General features: G+C 62.5%; 12 protein-coding genes and 1 pseudogene. 11 read left to right on the forward strand and 2 right to left on the reverse strand.

The features are described 5' to 3' along the window. The first annotated feature begins 225 nt into the window (after window positions 1-225). The 6 genes from HA46_RS03180 to lplT all read left to right on the forward strand — a co-directional run bounded on the left by HA46_RS03180 (window position 226) and on the right by lplT (window position 12562). Window positions 226-1455 carry an MdtA/MuxA family multidrug efflux RND transporter periplasmic adaptor subunit gene (locus HA46_RS03180; RefSeq protein ID WP_084882203.1) on the forward strand — a complete coding sequence of 410 codons (1230 nt, stop codon included), beginning with the start codon at window positions 226-228 and terminating at the stop codon, window positions 1453-1455. After that, entirely contained in the window at window positions 1452-4646 is a 3195-nt protein-coding gene (locus tag HA46_RS03185; RefSeq protein WP_084882144.1) for an efflux RND transporter permease subunit, read from the forward strand. The genes HA46_RS03180 and HA46_RS03185 overlap by 4 nt, the downstream gene beginning before the upstream one ends. Then, the gene (locus HA46_RS03190) at window positions 4643-7744 is read left to right on the forward strand and encodes an efflux RND transporter permease subunit (RefSeq protein WP_084882145.1); all 3102 of its coding nucleotides are present in this window, start codon (window positions 4643-4645) and stop codon (window positions 7742-7744) included. Before HA46_RS03185 ends, HA46_RS03190 begins: the two co-directional genes overlap by 4 nt. A gap of 3 nt (window positions 7745-7747) precedes the next feature. Next, window positions 7748-9136 carry an efflux transporter outer membrane subunit gene (locus tag HA46_RS03195; RefSeq protein ID WP_084882204.1) on the forward strand — a complete coding sequence of 463 codons (1389 nt, stop codon included), beginning with the start codon at window positions 7748-7750 and terminating at the stop codon, window positions 9134-9136. A 76-nt stretch (window positions 9137-9212) separates the two neighbouring features. Beyond that, window positions 9213-11363: a bifunctional acyl-ACP--phospholipid O-acyltransferase/long-chain-fatty-acid--ACP ligase gene (gene aas / locus HA46_RS03200; RefSeq protein WP_084882146.1), complete on the forward strand. Its 2151-nt coding sequence runs from the start codon at window positions 9213-9215 to the stop codon at window positions 11361-11363. After that, the gene (lplT, locus tag HA46_RS03205; RefSeq protein WP_084882147.1) at window positions 11360-12562 is read left to right on the forward strand and encodes a lysophospholipid transporter LplT; all 1203 of its coding nucleotides are present in this window, start codon (window positions 11360-11362) and stop codon (window positions 12560-12562) included. Before aas ends, lplT begins: the two co-directional genes overlap by 4 nt. On the opposite strand, the pseudogene HA46_RS21415 reads toward lplT, so the two are convergent. Continuing rightward, window positions 12559-12642 (reverse strand): annotated as a pseudogene (locus tag HA46_RS21415) (type II toxin-antitoxin system CcdA family antitoxin); the annotation flags it as partial. The gene lplT and the pseudogene HA46_RS21415 sit on opposite strands and share 4 nt — an antisense overlap. A gap of 72 nt (window positions 12643-12714) precedes the next feature. Next, window positions 12715-15444 carry a two-component sensor histidine kinase BarA gene (gene barA, locus HA46_RS03215; RefSeq protein ID WP_033792082.1) on the reverse strand — a complete coding sequence of 910 codons (2730 nt, stop codon included), beginning with the start codon at window positions 15442-15444 and terminating at the stop codon, window positions 12715-12717. Window positions 15445-15522: 78 nt separating this feature from the next. Here barA and rlmD point away from each other — a divergent pair, with 78 nt between their 5' ends. From rlmD to eno, 5 genes are all read left to right on the forward strand, one after another. Next, window positions 15523-16836: a 23S rRNA (uracil(1939)-C(5))-methyltransferase RlmD gene (gene rlmD / locus HA46_RS03220; RefSeq protein ID WP_084882148.1), complete on the forward strand. Its 1314-nt coding sequence runs from the start codon at window positions 15523-15525 to the stop codon at window positions 16834-16836. A gap of 33 nt (window positions 16837-16869) precedes the next feature. Further along, window positions 16870-19101, forward strand: a complete 2232-nt coding sequence (relA, locus tag HA46_RS03225) for a GTP diphosphokinase (protein ID WP_084882149.1) — start codon at window positions 16870-16872, stop codon at window positions 19099-19101. 65 nt (window positions 19102-19166) lie between these two features. Beyond that, complete coding sequence (gene mazG / locus HA46_RS03230) at window positions 19167-19955, forward strand: nucleoside triphosphate pyrophosphohydrolase (protein ID WP_084882150.1); 789 nt, start codon at window positions 19167-19169, stop codon at window positions 19953-19955. Between the two features lie 229 nt (window positions 19956-20184). Beyond that, window positions 20185-21822 carry a glutamine hydrolyzing CTP synthase gene (gene pyrG / locus HA46_RS03235; protein ID WP_033792054.1) on the forward strand — a complete coding sequence of 546 codons (1638 nt, stop codon included), beginning with the start codon at window positions 20185-20187 and terminating at the stop codon, window positions 21820-21822. Between the two features lie 76 nt (window positions 21823-21898). Continuing rightward, window positions 21899-23197 carry a phosphopyruvate hydratase gene (eno, locus tag HA46_RS03240; protein WP_084882151.1) on the forward strand — a complete coding sequence of 433 codons (1299 nt, stop codon included), beginning with the start codon at window positions 21899-21901 and terminating at the stop codon, window positions 23195-23197. Window positions 23198-23238: the final 41 nt, after the last annotated feature.

The following is a 23238-nucleotide window of genomic DNA, read 5'->3' on the forward strand; positions in this document are numbered from 1 at the left end:
TTATCGTGCGTCGTCCGTTATGCCCAGCTACAGCCGAAAATGACGCGGCATGATGCGCTGAGCGTCGGCTGGAAAGTCTGACCATTCTTAACGCAACCCTTACGGTTCGCCGATGGAAAAAAGGACGGGGCATCACGGATAATAGGCGGCGTGATGACTGATAAACGCAATAATCCCCTGAAAAAATGGGATTTTTTCTTTCTACTTCCGGCAAGACTGTTAACCATGACTAATGCGTCCCGCACCTCCCGTTCCCGCTGGCTTAAATGGCTGCTGCTGTTCATCCTGATGGTGATTATTGCCGGCGTCGTCTGGCGGATGCTGCCGACCGGCAAAGGGCAGGGCGCGATGCCGCCTGGCGATGGTCACGGCGGACGCGGCGGGCCGCCGGGCATGGCGATGACGGGCGGCGGGGCGACGCTGGTGCACAGCGGCGTCGCGACCACCGCCGACGTGCCGGTTTACCTCAATGCGCTCGGCACGGTGATCCCCAACGCCAGCGTCACCGTCACCAGCCGGGTCGACGGGCAGCTGGAGAAAGTGTACTTCACCGAAGGGCAGAAGGTGGCGGCGGGCCAGCTGCTGGCGCAGATCGATCCGCGCGGTTTTCAGGCGACGCTGAATCAGTACCAGGCAGAGCTGAGCGAAAACCAGGCGCTGCTCAACAGCGCCGAGCTGACGCTGGCGCGCTACCGCAAACTCTACGCGCAGGATTCGCTGGCGCGTCAGGATCTCGACACCCAGACCGCCACCGTCGGCCAGTATCGCGGCGCGGTCGCCGCCGACCAGGCGCAGATCGCCAGCGCGAAGCTGAGCATTGAATATGCGCGCATCACCGCGCCGGTCAGCGGTCGCGTCGGGCTGCGGCTGGTGGATCCGGGCAATATGGTGCAAAGCTCCAGCAGCACCGGGCTGGTCACTATTACCCAGATGCAGCCCGCCGCCGTGACCTTTAGCGTGCCGCAGAGCAATATTCCCACGCTGATCAAGGCGCTGCACAACGGCCAGGCGCTGCCCGCCACCGCCTTCGACCAGGACAACAGCCGCGCGCTGGCGCAGGGCGAAGTGAAATTCATCAGCAACCAGATCGACACCGGCACCGGCACCGTGGCGCTGAAGGCGACCTTCGCCAACGAGGACGACGCGCTCTACGCCAACCAGTTCGTCAATCTGCGTTTGCGCATTGCTACCCTGACGGGGGCGACGGTGATCCCGTCGCAGGCGCTGCAGCTGAGCAGCAACGGCAGCTTTGTCTTTGTGATCAATAAAGACAACAGCGTGACGCGCAAAGCGGTCTCCGCCGGCCCGGCGTTCGGCGACGACAGGCAGGCGATCCTGAAGGGCGTCGAGCCCGGCGACCGTCTGGTGACCGAGGGTATCGATCGCCTGACCAACGGCAGCAAAGTCGCGCTGGCGGATGAGACGCAACCGACCGCAAGCGCCGAGGCAAAATGAATCCGTCACGCCTGTTTATCCTGCGGCCGGTCGCCACTATTCTGCTGATGGCGGGCGTGCTGGTCGCCGGCATTTTTGCCTACACCTTCTTGTCGACCTCGGCGCTGCCGCAGGTGGACTATCCCACCATCCAGGTCACCACGCTCTATCCCGGCGCCAGCCCCGACGTCATGGCCTCGTCGGTGACCTCGCCGCTGGAGCGCCAGCTGGGGCAGATGGCGGGGCTGAGCCAGATGACCTCGACCAGCTCCAGCGGCTCCTCCATTATCACCCTGAAGTTCGGTCTCGATCTCTCGCTCGACGTGGCGGAGCAGGAAGTGCAGGCGGCGATCAACGCCGCCAATAATCTGCTGCCGAGCGATCTGCCGAATCCGCCGACCTATAAAAAGGTCAATCCGGCGGACAGCGCGGTGATCACCCTGGCGGCCAGTTCAGACACCCTGCCGCTGACGCAGGTGCAGGATCTGGTCAATACCCGCGTGGCGCTGAAGCTGTCGCAGATCGCCGGCGTCGGCATGGTGACGCTGGCGGGCGGCCATCAGCCCGCGATCCGCGTGCAGATGAACCCGGCCGCGCTCGCCGCGCGCAAGCTGACGCTGGAAGACGTCAACACGCTGATTAGCAACAGCAACGTCAACGGCTCCAAAGGCGGCTTCGACGGCAAATATCATTCGGTCACCATCGACGCCAACGATCAGCTGCGCACCGCCGACGAGTACGGGAACCTGATCCTGACGTATCAGAACGGCGCAGCGCTGCGCCTGAAAGATATCGCCCATATCGAACAGGGGCCGGAAAACAGCTATCAGTCCGCCTGGGCCAACCGCAGCCCGGCGATTGTCATCAGCGTGCAGCGCCAGCCGGGCGCCAACGTGATTCAGGTGGTGGACAGCATCAAGGCGGCGTTGCCAACGCTACAGGCCGCGCTGCCGGACGGGGTGAAGATAGCCGTACTTTCCGACCGCACTCAGACCATCCGCGCCTCGATCGGCGACGTGCAGTTCGAGCTGATGCTGTCGATCGCGCTGGTGGTGCTGGTGACCTTCCTGTTCCTGCGCAACGTGGCGGCGACGCTGATCCCCAGCGTGGCGGTGCCGCTGTCGCTGGTGGGCACCTTCGGCGTGATGTATCTGGCGGGCTTCAGTCTCAATAACCTGTCGCTGATGGCGCTGACCATCGCCACCGGCTTCGTGATCGACGACGCCATTGTGGTGGTGGAGAATATCTCGCGGCGTCTGGAGGAGGGCGAAACGCCGATGCAGGCGGCGCTGAAGGGCTCGCAGCAGATCGGCTTCACCATTATCTCGCTGACCTTCTCGCTGATTGCGGTGCTGATCCCGCTGCTGTTTATGGGCGACGTCGTTGGGCGGCTGTTCCGCGAGTTCGCCATCACCCTGGCGGTGTCGATTCTGGTGTCGATGCTGGTGTCGCTGACCTTAACGCCGATGCTGTGCGCCTGTCTGCTGCGCCATATCCCGCCAGAGCGGCAGTCGCGCTTTGCGCGCAAGGGCGGCGAGCTGTTCGACCAGCTAATCCGCGGCTATGACCGGCTGCTCACGGTGGTGCTCAACCACCAGAAGCTGACGCTGCTGGCGGCGCTGGCGACCTTTGCGCTCACCGCGCTGCTCTATATGGCGGTGCCGAAAGGCTTCTTCCCGACGCAGGACACCGGGCTGATTCAGGGCATTACGCTGGCGTCGCAGGATGTCTCCTTTAACGAGATGGCGAAGCGTCAGCAGGCGCTGGCGAAGGTGGTGCTGGCCAACCCGGCGGTGGAGAGCGTCTCTTCCACTATCGGCATCGACGGCAGCAACACCAGCCTGAACAGCGGACGCCTGCAGATTAACCTGAAGCCGTTCGACCAGCGCGACGACAAGGCCGACAGGGTGATCACACAGCTGCAGCAGGCGGCGAGGCAGGTGGCGGGCATCCAGCTCTATATGCAGCCGGCGCAGGATCTGACGGTCAACGATCAGGTGACGCCGAGCCAGTATCAGTTCACCCTCGACGACGCCGACAGCGAAAACCTGGTGACCTGGTCGCCGCAGCTGGTGGCGGCGCTGCTGAAGCGGCCCGAGTTCAACGGCGTAGTGAGCAATTTGCAGGATCAGGGGCGCGTCGCCTGGGTCGAGCTGAACCGCGATAAAGCGGCGCGCTACGGCATTACCGCGTCGGATGTCGATACCGCGCTCTATAACGCTTTCGGCCAGCGTCTGGTCTCGACCATCTTTACCCAGTCGAACCAGTATCGCGTGGTGCTGGAAGTGGCGCCGCAGTATCAGCAGTCGCCCGCCTCGTTTGAGGATGTCTATCTGCAGCCCGCGACCAGCGATAGCTCGACGACGAGTTCGACCTCATCTTCGGACGCATCGTCGGCGTCAGCCTCGACGTCAACTTCAGCCAGCGACGCCAGCGGCGGCATGGTAAAGCTGACCTCTGTCGCCACTATCCACCAGCGCGCCGGTTCGCTGATGCATATGCGGCTGAACCAGTTCCCGGCGGTGACGATCTCGTTTAACCTCAACAGCGGCTACTCGCTGGAGGATGGGCAGAAGGCGATCGCCGAGGTGCAGCGGCAGCTGGGAATGCCGTCGAGCATCACGCTGCGCTATCAGGGCGAAACCGCCGCCTTCCAGAGCGCCACCGGCAATACTCTGTGGCTGATCCTCGCCGCGCTGCTCACCATGTACGTGGTGCTGGGCATTCTCTACGAGAGCTTTATTCACCCGGTGACCATTCTCTCCACGCTGCCCTCGGCGGCGGTCGGCGCGCTGCTGACGCTGCTGCTGGCGGGCAGCGAATTTAGCCTGATCGCGCTAATCGGCGTGATCCTGCTGATCGGCATCGTGAAAAAGAACGCCATTATGATGATCGACTTTGCGCTGGAGGCGGAGAATAAGCAGCACCTCAGCCCCCGCGAGGCGATCCATCAGGCCTGCCTGCTGCGCTTCCGTCCGATCCTGATGACCACCATGGCGGCGCTGCTCGGCGCGCTGCCGCTGATGCTGGCGTCGGGATCGGGCGCGGAACTGCGCCAGCCGCTGGGGCTGGTGATCGTCGGCGGGCTGATCGTCAGCCAGGTGCTGACGCTCTTCTCCACGCCGGTGATCTATCTGTGGTTTGACGCCGTCGCGCAGCGCGGCAGCGCCTGGGTGAAACGCCGTCAGCAGCGGTCGCGGGGCGCGTCATGAACCTGACGCGGCTGTTTATCTTCCGTCCGGTCGCGACGCTGCTGCTGACGCTGGCGATCCTGCTGCTCGGCGCGCTCGGCTACCGGCTGCTGCCGGTCGCGCCGCTGCCGCAGGTCGATTTCGCGACGATTATGGTGAGCGCCAGCCTTGCGGGCGCCAGCCCGGAAACCATGGCGGCGACGGTGGCGACGCCGCTGGAGCGCGCGCTGGGGCAGATCGCCGGTATTACCGAGATGACCTCCAGCAGCTCGCAGGGATCCGCCAGCATTATTTTACAGTTTGAGCTGGACCGCGATATCAACGGCGCGGCGCGTGACGTGCAGGCGGCGATCAACGCCTCGCGCAGCCTGCTGCCGAGCAGCATGGCCTCGCTGCCGACCTACCGCAAAGCCAATCCCTCCGACGCGCCCATCGTGATGCTGGCGCTCACCTCCGAAACGCGCACCCCCGGCGAGCTGTACGATCTGGCCGAAAGCAAGATCGAGCAGGCGATGGGGCAGGTGAAGGGCGTGGGCGAGGTATCGCTGATGGGCAGCGCGCTGCCCGCGGTGCGTATCGACCTGCAGCCGCAGAAGCTGACGCACTACGGCATCTCGCTGGATAGCGTGCGCAGCGCCGTCGCCAACAGTACCACTAATCTGCCGAAAGGCATGCTGCAGGGTAGCAGCCAGTCGTGGGTGGTGGACAGCAACGGCCAGCTCGACAAGGCCGCGCAGTTCCGCGATCTGATCGTCGCTTATCAGGATGGCAAAGCGGTGCGGCTGCACGACGTCGCCACCGTCTACGACTCGGTGGAGGATCAGTATCAGGCTGGTTTCCTCAACGCCGCGCCCGCGGTGATGATCGGCATTAAGCGTCAGGCGGGCGCCAATATGCTCGACACCATTGACGCCATTAAGGCGCAGCTGCCGGCGCTGGAGAAAGATCTGCCCGCCGACGCGCAGCTGAAAGTGGTGATCGACCGGTCGCCAGGGGTGCGCGCCTCGCTCTACGATACCGAAGAGACGCTGCTGATCGCCGTGCTGCTGGTGATCGCCGTGGTGTTTGTCTTCCTGCGCAACCTGCAGGCGGTGGCGATCCCGGCGCTGGCGCTGCCGGTGTCGCTGATCGGGACCTGCGCGGTGATGTACCTGCTCGGCTACAGCCTCGACAACCTGTCGCTGATGGCGCTGATTATCTCCACCGGCTTCGTCGTGGATGACGCCATCGTGGTGCTGGAGAACATCACGCGGCATATTGAAGAGGGGCTGGGGCCGGTGCGCGCGGCGGTGCGCGGCGCGCGCGAGGTGAGCTTTACCGTGCTGTCGATGACGGTGTCGCTTATCGCCGTTTTTATCCCCATCCTGCTGATGGGCAGCATCGTGGGACGCCTGTTCCGCGAATTCGCCATTACCCTCACGGTGTCGCTGCTGATCTCGATGTTCGTCTCCCTCAGCCTGACGCCGATGCTCTGCGCACGGCTGCTGAAGCGCAGGCCGCGCGTCGCCAACAGGCCGCATCCGATCTACCAGTTTATCGAGAACCGGCTCAACGCGCTGCTAGCCGCCTATGCGCGCGGGCTGAACTGGGTGATGCGCCATCAGAAGCTCACGATGTTCAGCCTGGCGCTTACCGTGCTGCTCAATCTGTTTCTTTACAGCGTGGTGCAGAAGGGCTTCTTTCCCAATCAGGACACCGGCCTGCTGATGGGCGCGCTGCGCGCCGACCAGAACATCTCGTTTCAGGCGATGAAGCCGAAAATGCTGATGTTCACCAACATTATTCAGGCCGATCCGGCGGTAGAGAGCGTCATGTCCTCGATGGGCAGCGGCATGTTCGGCTCGCGCAACAGCGCCAACTTCTTCGTGCGGCTGAAGGATCTCGACCAGCGCGACGCCACCGCTACCGAAGTGGCCAACCGGCTGAGCATGAAAACCAGCCATATCGCCGGCGCGCAGATGTTCCTGATGGCGGCGCAGGATCTGCATATCGGCGGCCGCAGCGCCAACGCCAGCTATCAGTACAGCCTGCAGGCGGACGATCTCGATCTGCTGCGCACCTGGACGCCGAAAGTACAGGCGGCGCTGGCGGCGATCCCGCAGCTCAACAGCGTCGATTCCGACTCGCAAACCGGCGGCCAGGAGGTGGTGATCACTATCGATCGCGATCGCGCCACGCGCCTCGGCGTCAATGTGCAGATGCTCGACACCATGCTCAATAACGCCTTCAGCCAGCGTCAGGTCGCCACGCTCTATCACACGCTGAATCAGTATCACGTCGTGATGTCGCTTAACAGCAGCTACACGCGCGACCCGGCGATTTTGCAGCAGCTCTATGTGGTTAACGACAGCGGCGATCGGGTGCCGCTCTCCGCCTTCGCCACTCTGAGCAGCGGCAACGCGCCGCTGTCGGTGGCGCATCAGGGACAGTCGGCCACCAGCACCGTCGCCTTTAACCTCAACGACGGCGTTTCGCTGGAGCAGGCGCAGGCGCTGATCAAGCAGGCGATGGCGAAGCTCGGTCTGCCTTCCAGCATCCAGGCCGGTTTTGCCGGCACCGCCGCCGCCTTCGGCCAGCTGACGGCCACCATGCCCTGGCTGATCCTGGCGGCGCTGGCGGCGGTCTATATCGTGCTGGGCGTGCTTTACGAGAGCTATGTGCATCCGCTGACCATTCTCTCGACGCTGCCGTCGGCGGGCGTCGGCGCGCTGCTGCTGCTGCTGCTCACCCATACACAGCTCACGGTGATTGCGCTGATCGGCATTATCCTGCTGATCGGCATCGTGAAAAAGAACGCCATTATGATGATCGACTTTGCGCTCGACGCCGAGCGCCGTCTCGGCCTCTCGCTGCAGCAGGCTATCGTGCAGGCGTGCCTGATGCGTTTTCGCCCCATCATGATGACCACGCTGGCAGCCTTCTTCGGCGCGCTGCCGCTGGCGCTCGGCAGCGGCGGCGACGCCGATCTGCGCAGCCCGCTCGGCATGGCGATTGCCGGCGGGCTGGCGCTGAGCCAGCTATTGACCCTGTTTACCACGCCGGTGGTCTATCTCTGGCTCGACCGTTTGAGTCGCGCCACCCAACGTCAGTGGCGTCGTTTGCGCCATGCGGAATCCTGATTGATGAAAACGCTTTCTCTCGCTTTACTGCTGCTGCTCGGCGGCTGCGCCGTCGGCCCCGACTATCAACGGCCCAGCGCCAGCGTGCCGCTGCACTATAAAGAAGCCAAAGGCTGGCAGCGCGCCGCGCCGCAGGACGATCGCAGCAAAGGCGAATGGTGGGCGGTCTATCACGACGACACCCTGAGCGGCCTGCTGCGGCAGGTCAGCATCTCTAACCAGAACGTCGCCAGCTATGCCGCGCAGTACCGCGAAGCCCAGGCGCTGGCCGCCCAGTCGCGCGCCGCGCTCTTCCCGACGCTCGGCTATGACGCCAGCGCAACGCGCAGCGGCACTCGCTCGACCAACAGCGGCGCGCGCAGCGTCACCAGCAGCGATTCGGCGCAGCTGAGCGCCAGCTGGGAGCTCGATCTGTGGGGCAAGCTACGCCGCACCCGAGAAGAGAACGCCGCCAGCGCCGAGGCGAGCGCCGCCGAGCTGGCGAACGTGACGCTCAGCGCCCAGTCGGAGCTGGCGCAGGACTATTTTCAGCTGCGTATTATGGATGAGAAGATCGCGCGCTATCAGCAAAGCGTGGCGGCCTACGCGCGCTATCTGCAGGTGATCGAGAACAAATACCGGGCGGGCAGCGAATCGCGCGCCACCCTGGCGCAGGCGCAGATGCAGCTGGAGAGCGCCCGCGCCTCGGCGCTCGACGAGCAGTGGCAGCGCGCCCAGCTTGAACACGCTATCGCGCTGCTGCTGGGAAAAACGCCTGCCGAATTCAGCCTGCCCGCGGCGAAGCTGACCGCAAGCCTGCCGCCGCTACCGCAGACGCTGCCGTCGCAGCTGCTGCAGCGCCGACCCGATATCGCCAGTGCCGAACGCAACGTCGCCGCCGCCAACGCCGCGGTAGGCGTGGCCATCGCCGGCTACTATCCCGATCTGACGCTGAGCGCCAGCGGCGGCACCAGCGCCTCGGCGCTGCATAATCTCTTCTCGCTGCCCTATCGCGTCTGGTCGCTCGGCCCCGACCTGAGCGGCACATTGCTCGATTTCGGCGCCACCTCGGCGAAGGTGGAGCAGGCGCGCGCCGCCTGGGACGCCAGCGTCGCCAGCTATCGGCTTTCGGTGCTGACGGCGATGCAGGAAGTGGAAGACGATCTGGTGGAGCTTAACACCCTCGCCAGCGAGCTGGATGCGCAGCAGCGCGCCGCCGACGCCGCGCGCGAGTCGGCGCGCGTCACGCGCAATCAGTATGAGGCGGGCATGATCGACTACCTCGACGTCGCCACCACCGAAACCAGCAGCCTGAGCGCGCAGCAGAGCCTGCTGACGCTGCAAAGCACGCAGTGGGTCGCCAGCGTGGCGCTGATCGCCGCGCTCGGCGGCGGCTGGCAGAGCGCGCCCTAAATCGCGCCTTTACGCTTGTCGAACGACGTCAGATCCTGCATCGTTAGGAACCTTTTAGCGATGCTATGGAGCTGGCATGTTGTTTACATTTTTACGTCTGGTCTGCCGCCTGTTGTGGCGGGTGGAACTGCGCGGCGACGCCGCCGCGCTGCATCAGGGAAAAGTGCTGATCGCGCCGAATCATATGTCTTTTCTCGACGGCGTGCTGCTGGCGCTGTTCCTGCCGATCAGACCGGTATTCGCGGTTTACTCCGCCGTCAGCGATCGGTGGTATATGCGGCTGGTGAAGCCGCTGATCGATTTCGTTCCGCTCGATCCGACCCGGCCGATGTCGATCAAACAGCTGGTGCGGCTGATCGACAGCGGCCGTCCGGTGGTGATCTTCCCGGAAGGGCGCATCACCGTGACCGGCTCGCTGATGAAAATCTACAGCGGCGCGGGGTTCGTCGCCGCCAAATCGCAGGCCAACGTGGTGCCGATGCGCATCGAAGGCGCGGAGTACACCCCTTTCGGCCGCCTGGCGGGCATCTTCAAACGCCGCCTTTTTCCCCGCATCACCCTGACCATTCTGCCCGCCACGCGCATTCCGATGCCGGAGGCGAAGCGCGCCCGCGAACGGCGCCAGCTCGCCGGCGAGCACCTGCATCATATTATGATGGAGGCGCGCATGGCGGTGCGCCCGCGCGAAACGCTCTATGACGCCTTCCTCAACGCCCGCACCCGCTACGGCGCCTTCAAGCCCTGCATCGAAGACGTCAACATGCAGCCCGACAGCTATACCGGGCTGCTGAAAAAGGCGCTCGGCGTCGGACGCATTCTTGAGCGCTACAGCCAGCCGGGCGAGATTGTCGGCCTGCTGCTGCCCAACGCGACGGTGACTGCGGCGGCGATCCTCGGCGCGTCGATGCGCGGGCGCGTGCCGGCGATGCTCAACTACACCGCCGGGGTCAACGGCATGCGCGCGGCCCTGACCGCGTCGCAGGCGAAAACCGTCTTTACCTCGCGCCAGTTTCTGGAGAAGGGCAACCTCTGGCATCTGCCGCAGGGGCTGACCGAGGTCGAGTGGATCTATCTGGAGGATCTGCGCGACACCGTGACGACGCAGGACAAGCTCTGGATCCTCGCGCATCTGCTGCTGCCGCGGCGCGCGCAGGTGGCGCGCCAGCCGGAAGAGGCGGCGATGGTGCTCTTCACCTCCGGCTCGGAAGGCAACCCCAAAGGGGTGGTGCATTCGCATAAAAGCCTGCTGGCGAACGTGGAGCAGATCCGCACCGTGGCGGATTTCACCCCGCGCGATAAATTTATGTCGGCGCTGCCGCTGTTCCACGCCTTCGGCCTGACGGTGGGCCTGTTCACGCCGCTGATGACCGGCGCGCAGGTGTTTCTCTACCCCAGCCCGCTGCACTATCGCATCGTGCCGGAGCTGGTCTACGACCGCAACTGCACCGTGCTGTTCGGCACATCGACCTTCCTCGGCAACTACGCGCGCTTTGCCGCGCCTTACGATTTCGCCCGCCTGCGCTACGTGGTGGCGGGCGCGGAGAAGCTGCAGGAAGCGACGCGCCAGATCTATATGGAGAAATACGGCATTCGTATTCTGGAAGGCTACGGCGTAACCGAATGCGCGCCGGTAGTGGCGATCAACGTGCCGATGGCGGCGAAAGCGCACACCGTCGGCCGCATTCTGCCGGGCATGGATTCGCGGCTGATGTCGGTAGAGGGCATCGAGCAGGGCGGACGGCTGCAGCTGCGCGGGCCGAATATCATGAACGGCTATCTGCGCGTCGAGAATCCCGGCGTGCTGGAAGCGCCCGTCGCCGACAACGGCGAAGGGCAGATGGAGGCGGGCTGGTACGATACCGGCGATATCGTCTCCTTTGACGAAGGCGGCTTCTGTCAGATTCAGGGGCGCGCCAAACGCTTTGCCAAGATCGCCGGCGAGATGGTATCGCTGGAGAGCGTCGAGCAGATCGCCCTCAAGGCGTCGCCGGAGAAACAGCACGCGGCGTCGCTGCGCGCCGACGGCAGCCGCGGCGAAGCGCTGGTGCTCTTTACCACCGACGCCGGGCTGAAGCGCGACGGGCTGCAAAAGGCGGCGCGCGAGCTGGGCGCGCCGGAGCTCGCCGTGCCGCGCGACATCCGCGTGATGAAACAGCTGCCGATGCTGGGCAGCGGAAAACCGGACTATGTCAGCCTGAAAAAGCTGGCGGAAGAGGAGCAGTCATGAGCAGGCTAAACACGCAGGCGATGTCGCTGGGGTCGCGCGGCATGCTGGCGGTAATGGGCGCGCAGTTCTTCTCCGCCTTTGGCGACAACGCGCTGCTTTTCGCTACTCTGGCACTGCTGAAAAGCGAGCGCTATCCCGACTGGAGCCAGCCGGTGATGCAGATGTTGTTCGTCGCCGCCTATATTCTGCTGGCGCCTTTTGTCGGCCAGATGGCGGACAGCTTCGCCAAAGGCCGGGTTATGATGTTCGCCAACAGCCTGAAGCTGCTGGGGGCGCTGCTGATCTGCTTCGGCCTCAATCCCTTCGTGGGTTATACGCTGGTGGGCATCGGCGCGGCCGCTTATTCGCCCGCCAAATACGGCATTCTCACCGAGCTGACCTCCGGCGAGAAGCTGGTGAAGGCCAACGGCATGATGGAGAGTTCTACCATCGCCGCGATCCTGCTCGGATCGGTATCGGGTGGCGCGCTCGCCGACTGGAGCCTGCCGGCGGCGCTGGCGCTTTGCGCGGCCACTTACGCGGTGGCGGTGGCGGCAAACCTGTTTATTCCTGCGCTTGCCGCGGCGCGGCCGGGACAGAGCTGGAACGTCGGCGCGATGCTGCGCCGTTTTTTCCAGGCGTGCTCAGCGCTGTGGCATAACGCGGAGACGCGCTTTTCCATTCTCGGCACCAGCCTGTTCTGGGGCGCGGGCGTGACGCTGCGCTTCCTGCTGGTGTTGTGGGTGCCGGTGGCGCTCGGCATCAGCGACAACGCCACGCCGACGACGCTCAACGCCATGGTGGCGATCGGCATCGTGGTCGGCGCCGGCGCGGCGGCGAAGCTGGTAACGCTGGAGACGGTGCGCCGCTGCATGCCCGCCGGCGTGCTGATCGGCGTGATGGTGATCATCTTCTCGCTGCAGCATTCGCTGCTGAACGCGTACCTGCTGCTGATGGTAATCGGCGCGCTGGGCGGTTTTTTCGTGGTGCCGCTCAACGCGGTGCTGCAGGCGCGCGGCAAGGCGAGCGTCGGCGCGGGCAATGCGATTGCGGTGCAGAACTTCGGCGAGAATATCGCCATGCTAGTGATGCTGGGGCTCTATACGCTGGCGGTGAAAGCGGGCGCGCCTGCGGTCGCTACCGGCGTCGGCTTTGGCGCGCTGTTTGCGCTGGCGATAGCGGCGCTGTGGCTGTGGCGGCCGAAAGCCGCCGCGCGTTAAAATAGCGGGTGCTGGTCCGAGAGTAAACCGCGCGCTTCCGTTATTCGGTTGAGTTCGGCCAGCGCCGCCGCATTAGCCTGCCGCCACTGCTGTGGCGATACGGCGACAGAAGGCTCTCTGCGCTGCCTGCCGCCGCGCTCTTTTTTCTTCTCTTAGCTTTCACCCAGCAACCTCCGCGCCTCGCGCGCCACGTTTTCCATCTCGTCCTGCAGCTCCAGCAGCTCCGGCTCCAGGTCGTCGATATCGGCGCTCTGGCGCAGGTTCTTCTCCAGCTGGCGGCAGAGCTGCTTCATGCGCGGCACGCCGCTGTAGCTGGCGCTGCCGTGCAGCTTATGAATGATCTCGCGCAGTCCCTGTACATCCTTCGCCGCCATAAAGGCGTCGAGTTTTTCATGCACCTCAGGCAGAAAGTCGAGCAGCATTTTCAGCATATCGCGCGCCAGATCGGGTTTGTTCGCCGCCTGGCGCAGCGCCAGCTCCCAGTCGAGCGACGGCGAAACGGCAGGCACCGGCGGCAGCACCGCGGGCAGCGCCGGACTGTAGCGCGCCAGCAGCTGGCTGAGCCGGGTTTCGTCGATCGGCTTCGCCAGATAGTCGTTCATCCCGGCTTTGATCAGATGTTCGCGCTCGCCGTCGATGGCGTGCGCGGTGACCGCCACAATCGGCGTGCTGGCGTGCAGCGGCAGGCTGCGAATGATTTCGCTGGCGCGAATGCCGTCGATCTCCGGCATCTGAATATCCATCAGGATGATATCGAGCGGCTGCGCGCTCGCCGCGGCGATCGCCTGCTCAGCGTTGTTGCATAACAGGATATGCTGCACCTGCTCCTCCAGCAGCGCGCCGATCAGCTTGAGGTTGGCGGGGTTATCGTCCACCGCCATGACCCGCAGCGGCAGTCGCGCGCCGTTGGGCAGTTCGCTGCGCTGGCGGGTATGCAGATCGGCCAGCAGCGGCAGCAGACGCGTGGTGGAGACCGGTTTGGTGATGCAGCCGTGAATGCCGCGCACCTTGAGCCGATCCGCCAGCAGCATCATGGCGCTTGGCAGCGCCAGCAGCACGCAGTCGGCGCGGTTGAGCAGGGCGTCGATAAAGGCGTCGTCCAGCAGCGCTTGCTGCGTGATGTCGATCGGCAGCCCGACCAGCAGCAGCGGATAATGCGGCTCGCGCAGGCCCGACAGCGTTTCGCTGTGCTCGATCTGCAGCGGCGTAACGCGCAGCATCTTCAGCGTCGCGTCGGCCGAGGCGGCGTGCGCCTCGACGTAGGCCATGCGCGAGCGCGACAGGGCGTCGAGCGCGCGCGGCAGCGTCGGCGCGTTGGGGTTGAGATCGAGCTGTATCCGCACCCAGAAGGTCGAGCCTTCGTTGACGCGGCTGTGAAAGGCGATCTCGCCGCCCATTTCGCTGACCAGCTTCTGGGTAATCACCAGCCCCAGCCCCGTGCCGCCGTGGCGGCGGGAAATGCTGGCGTCCGCCTGGCGAAACGCCTGAAACAGCTGGGTTTGCTGCTGCTCGGAAATGCCGATGCCGGAATCGTGCACCTGAATCTCCAGCTCGACGCGCATGGTGCTGACGGCGCGCCGTTCGACGCGCAGATCGATAGTGCCGCGTTCGGTAAACTTAATGGCGTTTCCCAGCAGATTGATCAGAATCTGCTGCAGGCGCAGCGGATCGCCGATAACGTTATCCGGCACGCTGCTGTCGCACAGCACCGTCAGCTCCAGCCCTTTTTCGTGCGCCGAGGGCGCCAGCAGCACAATGGTTTCATCCAGGGTGGCGCGCAGCGGGAAAGGGATCGACTCCAGCACCAGCTTGCCCGCTTCCAGCTTGGAGAAGTCGAGCACGTCGTTGATAATGCTGAGTAAATTATTCGCCGAGCGCTCAATGGTGTGCATATAGTCGCGCTGGGTGGTGCCGAGCGCGGTTTTCAGCATCTGACGGGTAAAGCCGATCACGCCGTTAAGCGGGGTGCGCAGCTCGTGAGACATATTGGCGAGAAACTCCGACTTGATGCGCGCCGCTTCCTGGGCGCGCTTTTTCGCCAGGTCCAGCTCGACGTTCTGAATCTCCAGCTGCTCCAGCGTTTCCCGCAGATCCCAGGTCGCCTGATCGATATTGTGCTGCATCTCTTCATGGTAGGCGGTGAGCGACATCGCCATGGCGTTGATGCCGTTTTTCAGGATGCTCAGCTCTCCCAGCATATAACCCTCGACGCGGCTGTCGAGCTGGCCGCGGCGAATGCGGTCGACGGTCGTAACCATATTGCGAATCGGGCCGGTAACGTCGCGCATCAGGCGATAGGCGAACAGCATGGCGATGCAGAGACAAAACAGCAGCATCAGGGTGGCGACAAACACCTCTTTATACTGCTGCAAACGCACCGACTGGAGATCGAGCTCAATTGCCACGTAGCCGAGCGGATTGCCCGCTGGCTTCGCCTCTTCGCTCGGCTGTTCGTCTACCGCATAGTGCTCAGAGGTTATCGGCGTGCGCAGGATCAGCTGCGTGCCGTGGCGCTCCATCGAGACGTCGTCCGACAGCGCGTGGATATCCTCTTTTTGCATCAGGCTCAGGTTCTGGTTGTTATTCGAGGTGACGTAGAGGCGGTTATTGTTGTCGAACACGGAAATGGCGCGGACAATATCGGAGTGACGGCGGTGCAGCAGGCTGACCAGCGCACGCAGCGCGTCGCGGTCGTGCCAGGTCATACTGTATTCGCTGGAGATCGCCAGCGGCTCGATGATGCTGGCGCCCGCGTCCACTACCTGCCGCTGCAGTTCGTTGTAGCGATGCACCACGAAAAACGAGCTGAGCAGCAGCCCGATCATTAACGTCGGCGCCAGGATTAAAATCATCATTCGCGCCCGCAGGCTGTATTTCGTCATAATAGTCGCTGGCTTAGCCTGTTATCCCTGTGCGCGACGACGCGCGCACGCTGAATTTTATTGAGAATGTAGAACACTATGGCGCAATTTTACTCCGCAAAACAGCGCGTGACGACTAAGCAACGCATCACCGTCACCGTGGACGAGCTCGATCCCTTTGGCCAGGGCGTGGCGCGGCATCAGGGTAAGACCCTGTTTATCAGCGGCGCGCTGCCCGGCGAGCAGGCGGAAGTGACGCTGGTGGAGGAGAAACGTCAGTATGCGCGCGGCAAAGCGACGCGGCTGCTCAGCCTCAGCCCGGAGCGCGTGACGCCGCGCTGCCCGCACTTTACCCGCTGCGGCGGCTGCCAGCAGCAGCACGCCGCCGAGCCGCTGCAGCAGCGCAGCAAAGCGGCGGCGCTCTCGCGCATGCTGGGCCAGGCGGCGCAGCGCGCCGTCGCGGTGGACGAGATCCTCGCCGGGCCCGCCTGGGGCTACCGCCGTCGCGCGCGCCTCGGCCTGCAGTGGCAGCCGAAAACGCGCGAGCTGCTGATGGGGTTTCGCCAGGAGGCGAGCAACGACCTGGTGGCCATTCGCGTCTGCCCCATTCTGGCGCCCGAACTTGAAGCGCTGCTGCCGCCGCTGCGCGACTGCCTCAGCGCGCTGAAGGCGGCCAGCCGGCTGGGGCACCTCGAGCTGGTGCTGGCGGACAACGGGCCGCTGATGGTACTGCGCCATCTCGACGCGCTGCACGCCGACGACCGCGAAAAACTGGAACGTTTTTCGCATGAGCAGAAGCTGATGCTGTTTCTCGACGACGGCGAGCGGCTGGAGCAGGTGCGCGGCGAGGAACCTTTTTACCATTCAGGCGAGGTGCGGTTGACCTTTAGCCCGCAAGACTTTATTCAGGTCAACGACGCGGTCAACCAGCAAATGGTGGCGCAGGCGATCGCCTGGCTCGATCTGCGGCCGGAAGACCGCGTGCTCGATCTCTTTTGCGGCATGGGAAACTTTACGATCCCTGTAGGAAAATGCGTACAAAATGCTGTGGGTGTGGAGGGCGTTGCAGCATTAGTGCGCCAGGCAGCGTATAATGCGCAACTGAATAATCTTAAAAATGTCCGCTTTTTCCAGCACAACCTGGAGGAAGACGTTACGCGCCAGCCCTGGGCTGCGCAGGGATTTAACAAGGTATTGCTCGATCCGGCGCGCGCCGGGGCCGCGGGCGTGATGGCGCATGTGGTTAAACTTGCGCCAGAGCGCGTGGTCTATGTTTCGTGTAATCCCACAACGCTTGCTCGCGACAGCCAGACATTGCTGTCGGCGGGCTACCATCTGGAAAGGGTCGCGATGCTGGATATGTTTCCTCATACCCGTCATCTCGAATCCATGGTGCTGTTCAGCAAAACATAAGCGGCAGTTGATGCTGCTGTGGCAGGAGAGGATATGGTTGCGGTCAGAAGTGCGCATTTAAATACGGCAGGAGAGTTCGCTCTCGATCAGTGGATCGCCAGTCTTGGCATTGCCAACCCGCAATCATGTGAACGTATCGCCGAGACCTGGCGCTATTGCGAGGCCCAGACGCAGGGGCACCCCGATCAGTCGCTGCTGCTGTGGCGCGGCATCGAAATGGTTGAGATCCTTTCGATGCTCAGCATGGATATCGAAAGCTCTTGCGCCGCGCTGATCTTCCCGCTGGCGAATGCGGAAGTGGTGAGCGAAGAGGAATTAGGCGAAACCTTCGGCAGCGGCATCGTCACGCTGGTGCACGGCGTGCGCGATATGGACGCCATTCGCCAGCTGAAAGCGATCCACAATGACTCCATGGCCTCCGAGCAGGTGGACAACGTGCGCCGCATGCTGCTGGCGATGGTCGAGGATTTCCGCTGCGTGGTGATCAAGCTGGCGGAACGCATCATGAACCTGCGCGAGATGAAAGACGCGCCGGAAGATGAGCGCGTGCTGGCAGCCAAAGAGAGCACCAACATCTATGCGCCGCTCGCCAACCGGCTCGGCATCGGCCAGCTGAAATGGGAGCTGGAGGATTACTGCTTCCGCTATCTGCATCCCGACGAATACAAACGCATCGCCAAACTGCTGCACGAGCGCCGTATCGACCGCGAGCAGTATATCGAGAACTTCGTCGACTCACTGCGCAAAGAGATGGTGAAAGAGGGCGTGCGCGCCGAGGTTTACGGTCGTCCAAAACATATCTACAGCATCTGGCGCAAGATGCAGAAGAAGTCGCTGGCGTTCGACGAGCTTTTTGACGTGCGCGCGGTGCGCATCGTCGCTGAGCGTTTGCAGGACTGCTACGGCGCGCTCGGCATCGTGCATACCCTCTATCGCCATCTGCCGGCGGAGTTCGACGACTATGTCGCCAACCCGAAACCCAACGGCTATCAGTCGATCCATACCGTGGTGCTCGGGCCGAAAGGCAAAACCGTGGAAATCCAGATCCGCACCCGGCAGATGCATGAAGACGCCGAGCTGGGTGTCGCCGCGCACTGGAAATATAAAGAGGGGCCGAGCACAGGCAGCGCGCGCGGCGCCTCCGGACACGAAGGGCGTATCGCCTGGCTGCGTAAGCTGATCGCCTGGCAGGAAGAGATGGCCGACTCCGGCGAGATGCTGGAAGAGGTGCGCAGTCAGGTGTTCGACGATCGCGTTTACGTCTTCACCCCGAAAGGCGACGTGGTCGATCTGCCCGCCGGATCGACGCCGCTCGACTTCGCCTATCACATTCACAGCGATATCGGCCACCGCTGCATCGGCGCCAAGATCGGCGGCCGCATCGTGCCCTTTACCTATCAGCTGCAGATGGGCGATCAGGTTGAAGTGATCACCCAGAAACAGCCGAACCCGAGCCGCGACTGGCTGAACCCCAATCTCGGCTATATCACCACCAGCCGCGGCCGCGCCAAGATCCATAACTGGTTCCGCAAGCAGGACCGCGACAAAAACATCGCCGCGGGCCGTCAGATCCTCGACAGCGAGCTGAACCAGCTCGATATCAGCCTGCGCGAAGCGGAGAAGCTGCTGCTGCCGCGCTATAACGTCACCTCGCTCGATGAGCTGCTGGCGGCGATCGGCGGCGGCGATATCCGCCTCAATCAGATGATTAACTTCCTGCAGTCGAAGCTCAACAAGCCGAGCGCAGAAGAGGAAGATCGCGAGGCGCTGCGCCAGCTGACGCAGAAAAGCTACTCGCCGCCGTCGCGCAAAGAGAGCGGCCGCGTGGTGGTGGAAGGGGTCGGCAACCTGATGCACCATATCGCGCGCTGCTGTCAGCCGATTCCGGGCGACGATATTGTCGGGTTCATTACGCAGGGCCGCGGCATCTCTATCCACCGCGCCGACTGCGACCAGCTGGCCGAGCTGACCGCTCATGCGCCGGAACGCATCGTCGATGCGGTGTGGGGCGAGAGCTACTCCAGCGGCTACTCGCTGGTGGTGCGCGTTACCGCCAACGATCGCAGCGGACTGCTGCGCGACATCACCACCATTCTCGCCAACGAGAAGGTCAACGTGCTGGGCGTCTCCAGCCGCAGCGACACCAAAAAACAGCTGGCGACCATCGATATGGATATTGAAATCTACAATCAGCAGGTGCTGGGCCGCGTGCTGTCGCGGCTGAACCAGGTGCCTGATATCATCGACGCCCGACGTCTCCACTGATTTTGCGGGATGGGCGCGCGCGCCCATCCCCGCGCTTATGACCCCGTGTTTGAAAAGGACCGACTATGAGCTCACTCGATCGCCTGCTGGGCATTATGCAAACCCTGCGCGATCCGCAACGCGGCTGTCCGTGGGATCGCGAGCAAACCTTCGCCTCGATCGCGCCCTATACGCTGGAAGAGACCTATGAAGTGCTGGACGCTATCCAGCGCGAAGACTTCGACGATCTGCGCGGCGAGCTGGGCGATTTGCTGTTTCAGGTGGTGTTCTATGCGCAGATGGCCAGCGAGCAGGATCGCTTCACCTTCGAAGATATCTGCGACGCCATCAGCGACAAGCTGGAGCGCCGGCATCCTCACATCTTCGGCGACGTCAGCGTAGAGGACAGCGCAGAGGTGCTGAAAAACTGGGAGGCGATTAAAGGCGCGGAGCGGGCGGAAAAGGCGCAGCACTCGGCGCTCGACGACATTCCCAAAGCGCTACCGGCGCTGATGCGCGCGCATAAAATTCAGAAGCGCTGCCATAACGTCGGCTTCGACTGGACCTCGATCGGCCCGGTGCTGGATAAAGTGCATGAAGAGATCGACGAAGTGATGCACGAGGCGCAGCAGGCGACCATCGATCCGCACAAGCTGGAAGAAGAGATCGGCGATCTGCTGTTCGCCACGGTCAACCTGTCGCGCCATCTGGGCAGCAAAGCGGAAACCGCGCTGCAAAAGGCGAACGACAAGTTTGAGCGTCGTTTCCGCGCGGTAGAAGCGATTATCGCCGCGAAGGGGCTCGCCATGCCCGAGGCGACGCTGGAAGAGATGGAGGCGGCCTGGCAGCAGGTGAAAGAGGGCGAAAAACGCTGATTATTCCAGCGCCGCATACAATTTAGCCGGTCACGCTTACTCGATTCAGCCCGAGAAAAAAGTTGTGACCTGCATCAACATTTCCCAGGCCGCTATCCGCTATGTTACCCGCTGCAATGCGTCGGAGGATGGCGGTGATTCATCAATTGTGGCTAACGGGGGTTTCAGGTATACTGTTTTCCCGTCCTGGTTATTCCACCGTCTTTAAACCTAAACTCTCAGGTTCAGCATGACAACGAATTATATTTTTGTGACCGGCGGGGTCGTTTCCTCTCTGGGTAAAGGCATTGCCGCAGCCTCCCTCGCAGCCATTCTCGAAGCACGTGGTCTCAACGTGACCATCATGAAGCTGGATCCTTATATCAACGTCGATCCAGGCACCATGAGCCCTACCCAGCACGGTGAAGTGTTCGTCACCGACGACGGGGCCGAAACCGATTTGGATTTGGGTCACTACGAGCGCTTCATTCGCACTAAAATGACGCGCCGCAACAACTTCACTACGGGCCGTATCTACTCTGAAGTGCTGCGCAAAGAGCGCCGCGGCGACTATCTCGGCGCGACCATTCAGGTTATCCCGCACATCACCAACGCCATCAAAGAACGCATTATCGCCGGTGGCGAAGGTCACGACGTCGTTCTGGTGGAGATCGGCGGCACCGTCGGCGATATCGAGTCGCTGCCGTTCCTGGAAGCAATTCGCCAGATGGCGGTCGACGTCGGCCGCGAGCACACCATGTATATGCACCTGACGCTGGTGCCTTATATGGCGGCGGCGGGCGAGGTGAAAACCAAGCCGACCCAGCATTCAGTTAAAGAGCTGCTCTCTATCGGCATCCAGCCTGACGTGCTGATCTGCCGTTCCGACCGCGCCGTGCCGGCCAACGAACGCGCCAAGATCGCGCTGTTCTGTAACGTGCCGGAAAAAGCGGTTATCTCGCTGAAAGATGTCGACTCCATCTACAAAATCCCGGGCCTGCTGAAGTCGCAGGGTCTGGATGACTATATCTGCAAGCGCTTCAACCTGAGCGCGCCGGAAGCCAACCTCTCCGAATGGGAACAGGTGATCTACGAAGAGGCCAATCCGGGCGGCGAAGTGACCATCGGCATGGTCGGCAAATATGTCGAACTGCCGGATGCGTACAAATCGGTGATTGAAGCGCTGAAGCACGGCGGCCTGAAAAATCGCGTAACGGTCAACATCAAGCTGATCGACTCGCAGGACGTCGAGACGCGCGGCGTCGAAATTCTGAAAGATCTGGACGCGATTTTGATCCCCGGCGGCTTCGGCTACCGCGGCGTGGAAGGCAAGCTGATGACCGCGCAGTACGCGCGTGAAAACAACGTGCCTTATCTGGGCATCTGCCTCGGCATGCAGGTTGCGCTGATGGAGTTCGCGCGCAACGTTGCCGGGATGGAAGGCGCCAACTCCACTGAATTTGTGCCAGACTGTAAATACCCGGTGGTGGCGTTGATCACCGAATGGCGCGACGAAAACGGTAATGTGGAACAGCGTACCGAGACCAGCGACCTGGGCGGCACCATGCGCCTCGGCAGCCAGCAGTGCCAGCTGACGCCGGACAGCAAAGTCCGTCAGCTGTACGGTTCCGACACCATCGTCGAGCGCCATCGCCACCGCTACGAAGTCAACAATCTGCTGCTGAAGCCGATTGAAGCCGCAGGGCTGCGCATTGCCGGACGTTCTGGCGACGACCAGCTGGTCGAGATCATCGAGATCCCGAACCATCCCTGGTTTGTGGCTTGCCAGTTCCACCCGGAGTTCACGTCAACACCGCGCGACGGTCATCCGCTGTTCGCCGGCTTTGTTAAGGCCGCGCAGGATCACCAGAAGCGTTTAGCGAAGTAAGTTTCACGAGCAACGCGCGAACTTTTCGCGCGTTGTTTGTCTTAGGATTGACTAACTTGTACTGAGGAAAATCGTAATGGCCAAAATCGTTAAAGTCATCGGTCGCGAAATCATCGACTCCCGCGGCAACCCAACTGTAGAAGCGGAAGTACATCTGGAAGGTGGTTTTGTTGGTCTGGCAGCGGCACCGTCAGGCGCTTCTACCGGTTCACGCGAGGCGCTGGAGCTGCGCGACGGCGACAAATCTCGTTTCCTGGGCAAAGGCGTAACTAAAGCAGTTGCTGCGGTTAACGGTCCGATTGCGGATGCGGTAAAAGGCAAAGACGCGAAAGATCAGGCGAACATCGACAAGATCATGATCGACCTGGACGGTACTGAGAACAAATCCAACTTCGGCGCAAACGCCATTCTGGCGGTATCGCTGGCTGCGGCGAAAGCGGCAGCGGCCTCTAAAGGTCAGCCGCTGTACGAGCACATCGCTGAGCTGAACGGCACCCCGGGCAAATTCTCTATGCCACTGCCGATGATGAACATCATCAACGGCGGCGAGCACGCCGACAACAACGTCGACATCCAGGAATTCATGATCCAGCCGGTTGGCGCTTCAACAGTGAAAGAAGCGATCCGTATGGGTTCTGAAGTGTTCCATCACCTGGCGAAAGTGCTGAATTCTAAAGGCCTGAACACCGCCGTTGGCGACGAAGGCGGCTACGCGCCGAACCTGGGTTCCAACGCCGAAGCGCTGGCTGTTATCGCGGAAGCGGTAAAAGCGGCGGGCTACGAGCTGGGCAAAGATATCACCCTGGCGATGGACTGCGCGGCGTCTGAATTCTACAAAGACGGCAAATACGTGCTGGCTGGCGAAGGCAACAAAGCCTTTACCTCTGAAGAGTTCACTCACTTCCTGGAAGATCTGACCAAACAGTACCCGATCGTCTCTATCGAAGACGGTCTGGACGAGTCAGACTGGAACGGCTTTGCTTACCAGACTAAAGTGCTGGGCGACAAAATCCAGCTGGTGGGCGACGACCTGTTCGTGACCAACACCAAGATCCTGAAAGAAGGCATCGAGAAAGGCATCGCTAACTCCATCCTGATCAAGTTCAACCAGATCGGTTCTCTGACCGAAACCCTGGCGGCGATCAAAATGGCGAAAGACGCAGGCTACACCGCGGTGATTTCACACCGTTCAGGTGAAACCGAAGACGCCACCATCGCTGACCTGGCGGTCGGTACGGCAGCAGGCCAGATCAAAACCGGTTCTATGAGCCGTTCTGACCGCGTTGCTAAGTACAACCAGCTGATCCGTATCGAAGAAGCGCTGGGTTCAAAAGCGCCGTTCAACGGTCTGAAAGAAGTGAAAGGCCAGGCGTAATCGCCTGCTGGTGCCGTCATCTGACACCATTCGCCTGAGAG

Source organism: Pantoea septica, assembly GCF_002095575.1.
GTDB classification, from domain to species: domain Bacteria; phylum Pseudomonadota; class Gammaproteobacteria; order Enterobacterales; family Enterobacteriaceae; genus Pantoea; species Pantoea septica.